The 6642-nt window shown below is 46.1% G+C and carries 8 protein-coding genes; 4 read left to right on the top strand and 4 right to left on the bottom strand.

Annotated features, from left to right (window positions below):
* Positions 1 to 344 precede the first annotated feature (344 nt).
* Positions 345 to 668: an ankyrin repeat domain-containing protein gene (locus tag FTT68_RS09495; RefSeq protein ID WP_180057230.1), complete on the top strand. Its 324-nt coding sequence runs from the start codon at positions 345 to 347 to the stop codon at positions 666 to 668.
* A gap of 67 nt (positions 669 to 735) precedes the next feature.
* Here the strand turns inward: FTT68_RS09495 and FTT68_RS09490 are convergent, their stop codons facing one another.
* Complete coding sequence (locus FTT68_RS09490) at positions 736 to 1284, bottom strand: type 1 glutamine amidotransferase domain-containing protein (RefSeq protein ID WP_016658048.1); 549 nt, start codon at positions 1282 to 1284, stop codon at positions 736 to 738.
* Positions 1285 to 1433: 149 nt separating this feature from the next.
* Positions 1434 to 1976 carry a lytic transglycosylase domain-containing protein gene (locus tag FTT68_RS09485; RefSeq protein ID WP_005178276.1) on the bottom strand — a complete coding sequence of 181 codons (543 nt, stop codon included), beginning with the start codon at positions 1974 to 1976 and terminating at the stop codon, positions 1434 to 1436.
* Between the two features lie 312 nt (positions 1977 to 2288).
* On the opposite strand from FTT68_RS09485, the gene FTT68_RS09480 reads away from it, so the two are divergent.
* Complete coding sequence (locus tag FTT68_RS09480; protein WP_045794821.1) at positions 2289 to 3914, top strand: Na/Pi cotransporter family protein; 1626 nt, start codon at positions 2289 to 2291, stop codon at positions 3912 to 3914.
* Positions 3915 to 3989: 75 nt separating this feature from the next.
* Positions 3990 to 4460, top strand: a complete 471-nt coding sequence (gene ybaK / locus FTT68_RS09475) for a Cys-tRNA(Pro) deacylase (protein ID WP_016658051.1) — start codon at positions 3990 to 3992, stop codon at positions 4458 to 4460.
* Positions 4461 to 4493: 33 nt separating this feature from the next.
* On the opposite strand, the gene FTT68_RS09470 is transcribed toward ybaK, so the two are convergent.
* Together FTT68_RS09470 and FTT68_RS09465 are read right to left on the bottom strand one after the other, a co-directional pair.
* Positions 4494 to 5186 (bottom strand): LrgB family protein, encoded by a 693-nt coding sequence (locus tag FTT68_RS09470; RefSeq protein WP_180057232.1) that lies wholly within the window; start codon positions 5184 to 5186, stop codon positions 4494 to 4496.
* Between the two features lies 1 nt (position 5187).
* Positions 5188 to 5601, bottom strand: a complete 414-nt coding sequence (locus FTT68_RS09465; protein ID WP_005178267.1) for a CidA/LrgA family protein — start codon at positions 5599 to 5601, stop codon at positions 5188 to 5190.
* Positions 5602 to 5702: 101 nt separating this feature from the next.
* Here FTT68_RS09465 and FTT68_RS09460 point away from each other — a divergent pair, with 101 nt between their 5' ends.
* On the top strand, positions 5703 to 6602 hold the full coding sequence (locus tag FTT68_RS09460) for a LysR substrate-binding domain-containing protein (protein WP_168370537.1): 900 nt from the start codon (positions 5703 to 5705) through the stop codon (positions 6600 to 6602).
* Positions 6603 to 6642: the final 40 nt, after the last annotated feature.

The raw sequence follows: 6642 nt of genomic DNA, 5'->3' as shown, positions 1-6642 counted from the left end.
TCCCGAACTCAGAAGTGAAACCTCTTAGCGCTGATGGTAGTGTGGGGTTACCCATGTGAGAGTAAGTCATCGCCAGCTCATTAATTCAAAATCCCCCGAGCTTAAACAGCAGGGGGATTTTTTTATGGGTAAAATTTATCTGGGCTTCCTCATTTTGTTTAAGGTCGCTTTTGATTTTTTGCTGTTCCTTCCTGCTTCTATTTAAATAAATGCCTCATCAGCCAGCGCATAGAACCCAATTTTTATCTAAAAATTAAAGCTAACAATTTAAATCCATATATATCCCCAGATTCAGCTAAAATCTTAAGATCAATATGATCAAATTACGATTCTAAGAGCACTTTATGAAACTGAATTCATTCTCTCCGATCCCTGAAGATGATGATGAGCTACATCTTCCTGAAATTGTATATTGGGCGTCACTCGGTGAGCTAGAGCAGGTACAGCAAGCCTTACAGCAAGGTGCCGATGCCAATGGTAGTGATGAGGGAGGCTATAGTGCCTTGCAGGCTGCGGCAGAAAATGATCATCTGGATGTGGTGAAATTGCTGATGAGCAAAGGGGCGGATATGGAGCATCGTAGTCCACATACGGCACTGGAACTTGCTGAAATGGCCGGTAATGAGGAAGTGGTGGCCTATTTAAAACAGCTCAAAGGGCTTTCTTAATCTCCCGATTCTGATAAAAAACCTCATCCGAAGATGAGGTTTCTTTTATGGATATGATTAAAAATCTTTAGGTTTCAGCTTCCAATTCTTGCACAATCGCCTGGTTAAATGCAGGAATATCATCCGGATTACGTGAGCTGATCAATACCCATCCACCGGTATTGCAGCGATGGACTTCTTCATCGACCCATTTCGCGCCGGCATTTTCCAGATCCAGTTTGATGGTTTTATAAGACGTCAGGTTTTTATCGCGAATCCGTTCGGCATTAATTAAAACCCACGGACCATGACAGATTGCGGCAATCAGTTTGCCTTGATCGGTAAAGTGCTGGATGATTTTATGCGCTTCGGGATTAATTCGAAGCGTATCGGCATTGACCGTTCCACCGGGAATGACCAGTGCATCGTAATCTTCCGGATTGACCTTATCTAGCGTTGTTTCCGGTTCGGTACTTAGACCAGGATCTTTATCAGCCTTGACCGTTTGAACTTCTTTTTGTTCTTCTGCTGCATGTATGGCTTCAATGCCTTTAGATTTCAAATATTCAAAGGGTTTGATCAGCTCATCCTGCTCCACACCCTGATTGGACGTAATGAATAATACTTTCTTTGGCATTTTCCCATCCTCGTTTCGTGAATTCTTTTGCTACGTTAACAACTGAGGCTCAAGGCACTGTACTGGTTTTGACGGGAATATGTAATTGCTTGGCAATGATGTAAAAAAGCCCCATCAGGAGCTTTTAAAAAATCACAGGATAAAAAGGTTTATAGTGCGCCTTTTAAATCATTTTGATGCTGTTTAACCTGTTTGGCATAACGTTTGCCTTGGCGTTTCATCTTCCAGCTGGAATGATAACCGGTAGGACCAACATTATAATAGGCTAGGGCTTTGGGCCAGCTGCCGGCTTTCGTGTTATAGCGATTTAAAATGTAAGAACCACATTGAATATTGGAAGATTCATCAAACAAATTACTGCCACAGCTTTGCTGCCAGTAACGCGGAATGACTTGGGTTAAGCCCACCGCACCAGCCGGTGATACCACATGACTGCGATAGCTGGATTCCTGGCGAATCAGCGCGGCCAGTAACAGTGGATCAATTTCATAACGTTCTGCATGTTGCACAATCATCGGCGCAACACGGTTAGCGGTGTCAGGTGCAACCGAATAGGCTTTTTGGATACCGACTGAAAGTTTAGCGGAACGTTTGGCAACGGAGCCGCCTCCTAAAGGTGAGCAGGCAATCAGGCTAAGGGCACTGAGGCCAATAAAAGAGGTTTTCAATAATAATGGGATGGTCAGTTTCATTTTAAAATCAGAAAAAAGCAGTGATGCTGCACCAGATTAGCCAGTGCTCGCGAATATGTTTAAGGATGTTAGTGAGCTGGGCGATATCCGTCAAGCCAACGGCGGCCTGGAACCGCCGCTGTTTTGTTAAGTTTTCGCTCCAATACTACGTGTTTGAAATATCTTTAGAGTGCATTGGAAGATCATCTTTCTACTTATTGTGCTGTTCACGTTTAGGTCACTATGCAACTTTTAGGGTATAAAGCGGATTTCATCGCATAATCTCTTATATACTTAGATGGTTGAAAATAAAAATATTTATTGGGTAGTTACATGCTAGAAGTGATTGCACAGTTGTGTGGCGGGATCGGTTTATTCCTGATCGGAATGACCTTAATGACAGACAGTCTGAAAGAGATGGCCGGGGAGTCATTGCGTTTATGGCTGTCTAAATTTACCGGTTCACCGATTAAAGCTATTTTTTCTGGCATCGGCCTGACTTTGGCTGTGCAATCCTCAACGGCAACCACATTGGCCACCATTGGCTTTGTGAGTGCCGGTATTCTGACTTTTAGTCAGGCCATTGGTGTGATTATTGGCGCCAATATTGGCACCACCAGCACCGGCTGGATGGTGGCTTTTCTCGGGGTTAAATTTTCCATTGCCCATATTGCCTTGCCACTCATTGGTTTAGGGGCCATCTTTAAATTATTCAGCCGTGGGCGACTGTCTTTATTCGGTTTAACCATTGCTGGTTTCGGCCTGATTTTCTTTGGGATTGACTTGCTACAGGTGGCAATGTCCGGTTTTGCCGAGCGGGTTGATTTATCGGTTTTCTCCAATAATTCTTTTACCACACAGCTGATTTTAGTGCTGGTCGGGCTGGTGATGACCGTGCTGCTGCAATCTTCCAGTGCAGCCATTACTGCAACCTTGGCGGCTTTGGCCAGTGGAGCGATTGATTTGTCCCAAGCCTTAGGCCTGGTGATTGGACAAAATATTGGTACAGTGGCCACCGCGATTCTGGCGGCCATGGGCTCGACTGCCAATGCCAAACGCACCGCAGCCGTGCATGTGGTGTTTAACGTAATTTCGGCCGTGTTGGCTTTTATCTTGTTGAAACCGGCTTTTTTGTGGCTGGCGGAACATTCACAGGTCGGCACTTGGGATGATGTGATTATTGTCGCTGCGTTTCATACCGCCTTTAGTGTGCTGGGAACCTTATTTTTATTGCCCTTTTTAAAACAGTTTGAACAGTTGATTGTCGGTTTAATTCCAGACCGCACCCCTTCAATTTTATGTTATCTGGATCAGGCCAGTTTTTCGGTGCCGGCTTTAGCGATTAATGCCGCTTCTAAAGTGATTTATTGGTCGATTGGGCATATCCTGATTTTGCTGAAACGCGCGATTCAGGAAGGTCGTTTGCCCTCCAATAGCGAATTACAGCAACTGGATGAAATCTTAAAACGGGTGCAGCAGTATCTGGAAGATTTATCGGTTAGTGAAAATGAGCTGGATCAGCAGCGTTTAATGGCGATGCTGCGCCTGATGGTGTATTTACGTGTGCTGCGCAGCGATCTGGAAGCGGTGGAACATGCCGAGCATATCCGCACCCAGCCGACTATTTATCAGATGGGGCTGGATTATATTCATGTGCTGGACAATCACTTTCAGTATGTCGATGAGTTTAACCGTCTGACCGAAGTGGCATCTTTAAATCGTGAGCTGTTAAACCTGAAACAATGGGTGGAAGAGCAGCGTGCCGAAGCGCGTGAAAAAGTGATTGAATATGCCACGGTGCAGCATCTGAGTGCGGCACGCAGTCTGGAATTGCTGGCCGCACAGCGCTGGCTGGACCGTTTGATTGCGCATACCCAGCGTTTGGCCAATGTCTTGCAGGAAACCGAGAGCATGCTGGATGATGTGGAAAAGCGGAAATATCATGCTGCCACTCAATAGCCTAAGCTATATAGTGATTAACTTCTGCAGCAGAAGCTTTTATACTGCGAGGAGGTTTATCACTGGGCAACTAAAATGACACCGGCCTGTAAAATTTTAAAATCCAATAAAATTGACTATAGCATTCATGAATATGAGCATGATCCGAACGCCAAAAGTTTTGGGCTGGAAGCAGCGGAAAAGCTGGGTTTAGCCCTGGCTGAAGTATTTAAGACTTTATTGGTAACTGATGATAAACAGTATTATGTGGCGATTTTGCCGGTGCATGTGCAGCTAAATTTAAAGAAAGTTGCTACCGCGGTGGGCTGTAAAAAACTGCATATGGCAGAGCCTAAAGATGCCGAACGTTTAACCGGTTATCTGGTTGGCGGAATTAGCCCGATTGGGCAGAAGAAACGTTTAAAAACTGTGATTGACCAGAGCGCGCAAAGTCTGGACAAAATCTATGTTAGCGGTGGCAAACGTGGACTGGACATTGGTTTAAAGCCGGATGATCTGGCCCGGGTGTTAAATGCCCAGTTTGCCGATGTAGTGGATGAGTCTTAATCTGCACTGATTTTATTTTAGCAGCGGATTCAGTTATAAAAACCGGACCACGCCATGAATCAGGGCAGGTCCAAAAATCACCATAAATATGCCAGCCAGTACCATACTTAAGCAGGCGGCCACACCTTCTTCACGATGGCGCATAAAGGCTTTAGAAGTACCAAAACCATGCGCGGCATTACCTAAGGCTGCACCCTGAGCAAAATGTGAATTCAGTTTGAGTGCGAGTAAGACGGCATCTGCCATAAAACCGCCGGCAAAGCCGGTCATCATGGTGAACAGGATTACCAGTTCAACCGAGCCGCCCACCTGTGTACTTAACTCCATCGCAAAGGGTGTAGAGATAGAGCGCGCCATCAGGCTATATGTGGTTTCCTGATTCAGCTGAAACAGCTGCGCCAGATAAAAAGCACTGATAACGCCGACACACATACCGATCACAATACCCATGCTGATGGCCAGCAGATGGCGCTGAATCAGCGCACGATATTCATAAATCGGAATGGCAAAAGCCACCGTGGCTGGCCCGAGCATCCAGACAATCCAGTGGCTGTACTGCATATAGCTGTTATAGGAAATCCCGAAATAGAGCAGCACGCAGATTAATCCAGCCGGAACCAGAATGGAGGGTAAAAACAGCAGCACCGGATAACGACGATACAGTTGTTTGGCCACGATATAACCCAGCAGGGTGAAGATAAAGCACAGGCTTGCGATCAGGTTCATCTTAATCTCCTGACACATATGCGGTATTGTTGGTATTTTTCCTGAGCCGCTGTTCCAGTTTAAAACCCCAGCACACGCTATAGGCTGTGGCGACCATTACCGCACAGGTGCCGAGCGTAATCGAGAGCAGCAGTTGCCAGCCTTGGCTTAGCAGTAAGTCTAGATCATTGATAATGCCGACCACACAGGGAATAAACAGCAGCATCAGCTCGGCCAGCATAAAATCGGCGCCTTGCTTGATCCATTGCAGTTGAAATATGCCACTTAACAGCGCCAGCAGTAACAGGATCAGGCCAATCACACCCGCTGAAACCGGCAGCTGGAATATCTGTTGGATCAGCGCACCGAGCCACCAGATCAGGATTAGCAGCGCAATTTGTATGCTGAGGACGGCAACACGGGAAAGTGACCACATCGCTGAATTACCCTAAAGGTTAAACACGACTGTATTTTAGATTTGACCTACCAAGATGATTATGAATAATGAAAAAATAATTATGCCTATTGGGAATGATGGTGGATTTAAAAAGCCTGAAAATACTGGTCAAGCTGGTGCAATTGCAAAGTTTTACCCGGACTGCAGATGCTTTGTGCCTGACCCAGCCCACAATTAGCAAGGCCATTCGGGGGCTGGAAGATGAGTTGGGCACTGCGCTGTTTCATAAAGGTGAAGCTGGGCGTAAACGTGAAGTGCAATTGACTTACCTGGGCGAGCAGATTTATCAGCATGCGCTACAAATGCTGCAACTGGAGCAGGCGATTTATGATTCGGTGGCGGAAGTTCGTGCACTGGAACGCGGTAAATTGACGCTGGGTTTGCCGCCCTTGGGTTCGGTGCTATTAAGCCGGTTAATTGCCAAGTTTCATCAGCAGTATCCGGCTATTGAACTGAGCTTTTTAGAGGTAGGCGCCAGCGGGATTGAAGCTGCTATTCTGGATAAACAGATTGATGTCGGGATTGTACTCGGTCATTTAAAACCGGCATTGGGCGGAATTCCAATTATGGATTCGCCACTGTGTTTGTTATCTGCCCGAAATTCTGCATGGCAGGGACGCGAAACGGTGTCGTTGCTGGAACTGAAAGATGAGTCTTTTTTACTGTTTGCCGACAGCTTTACTTTAAACCAGATGATTTTGCAGGCCGCACAACAGCTGGGTTTTGAACCGAAAATTGTCTGTAAAAGCAGCCAGTGGGATTTTATTGCCAAAATGGTGGATTCCGGCGTGGGGATTGCGCTGTTGCCTCAGGTTTATTGTGAGCAGTTGCCTGCCGAGCGTTATCAGATCAGCCGTTTGTGCCAGCCTGAGCTGAACTGGACCTTGCGAATGGCCTGGAATACGACAGTCGCCATGAGTCCGGCCACCCGGGCCTGGTTAAGAATTATTGAAACGCATCCTGATGAGATTCATTTCTAAAGTAAGAATTAAAGGATTATCGTGTGAAATCAGATTCATC

Origin of the sequence: Acinetobacter sp. Q85-2 (genome assembly GCF_013420555.1) — a bacterium.
Lineage (GTDB): Bacteria > Pseudomonadota > Gammaproteobacteria > Pseudomonadales > Moraxellaceae > Acinetobacter > Acinetobacter indicus.
The sequence above is the reverse complement of the archived record's forward strand: the minus strand, read 5'-3'. Positions and strand labels throughout refer to the sequence as shown.

Bases quoted from the DNA above. Each gene is read 5' to 3' on its own strand.
- FTT68_RS09490 (WP_016658048.1), bottom strand. From the start codon at position 1,284: ATGCCAAAGAAAGTATTATTCATTACGTCCAATCAGGGTGTGGAGCAG.
- FTT68_RS09485 (WP_005178276.1), bottom strand. From the start codon at position 1,976: ATGAAACTGACCATCCCATTATTATTGAAAACCTCTTTTATTGGCCTC.
- FTT68_RS09465 (WP_005178267.1), bottom strand. From the start codon at position 5,601: ATGTGGTCACTTTCCCGTGTTGCCGTCCTCAGCATACAAATTGCGCTG.
- ybaK (WP_016658051.1), top strand. From the start codon at position 3,990: ATGACACCGGCCTGTAAAATTTTAAAATCCAATAAAATTGACTATAGC.
- FTT68_RS09495 (WP_180057230.1), top strand. From the start codon at position 345: ATGAAACTGAATTCATTCTCTCCGATCCCTGAAGATGATGATGAGCTA.
- FTT68_RS09480 (WP_045794821.1), top strand. From the start codon at position 2,289: ATGCTAGAAGTGATTGCACAGTTGTGTGGCGGGATCGGTTTATTCCTG.
- FTT68_RS09470 (WP_180057232.1), bottom strand. From the start codon at position 5,186: ATGAACCTGATCGCAAGCCTGTGCTTTATCTTCACCCTGCTGGGTTAT.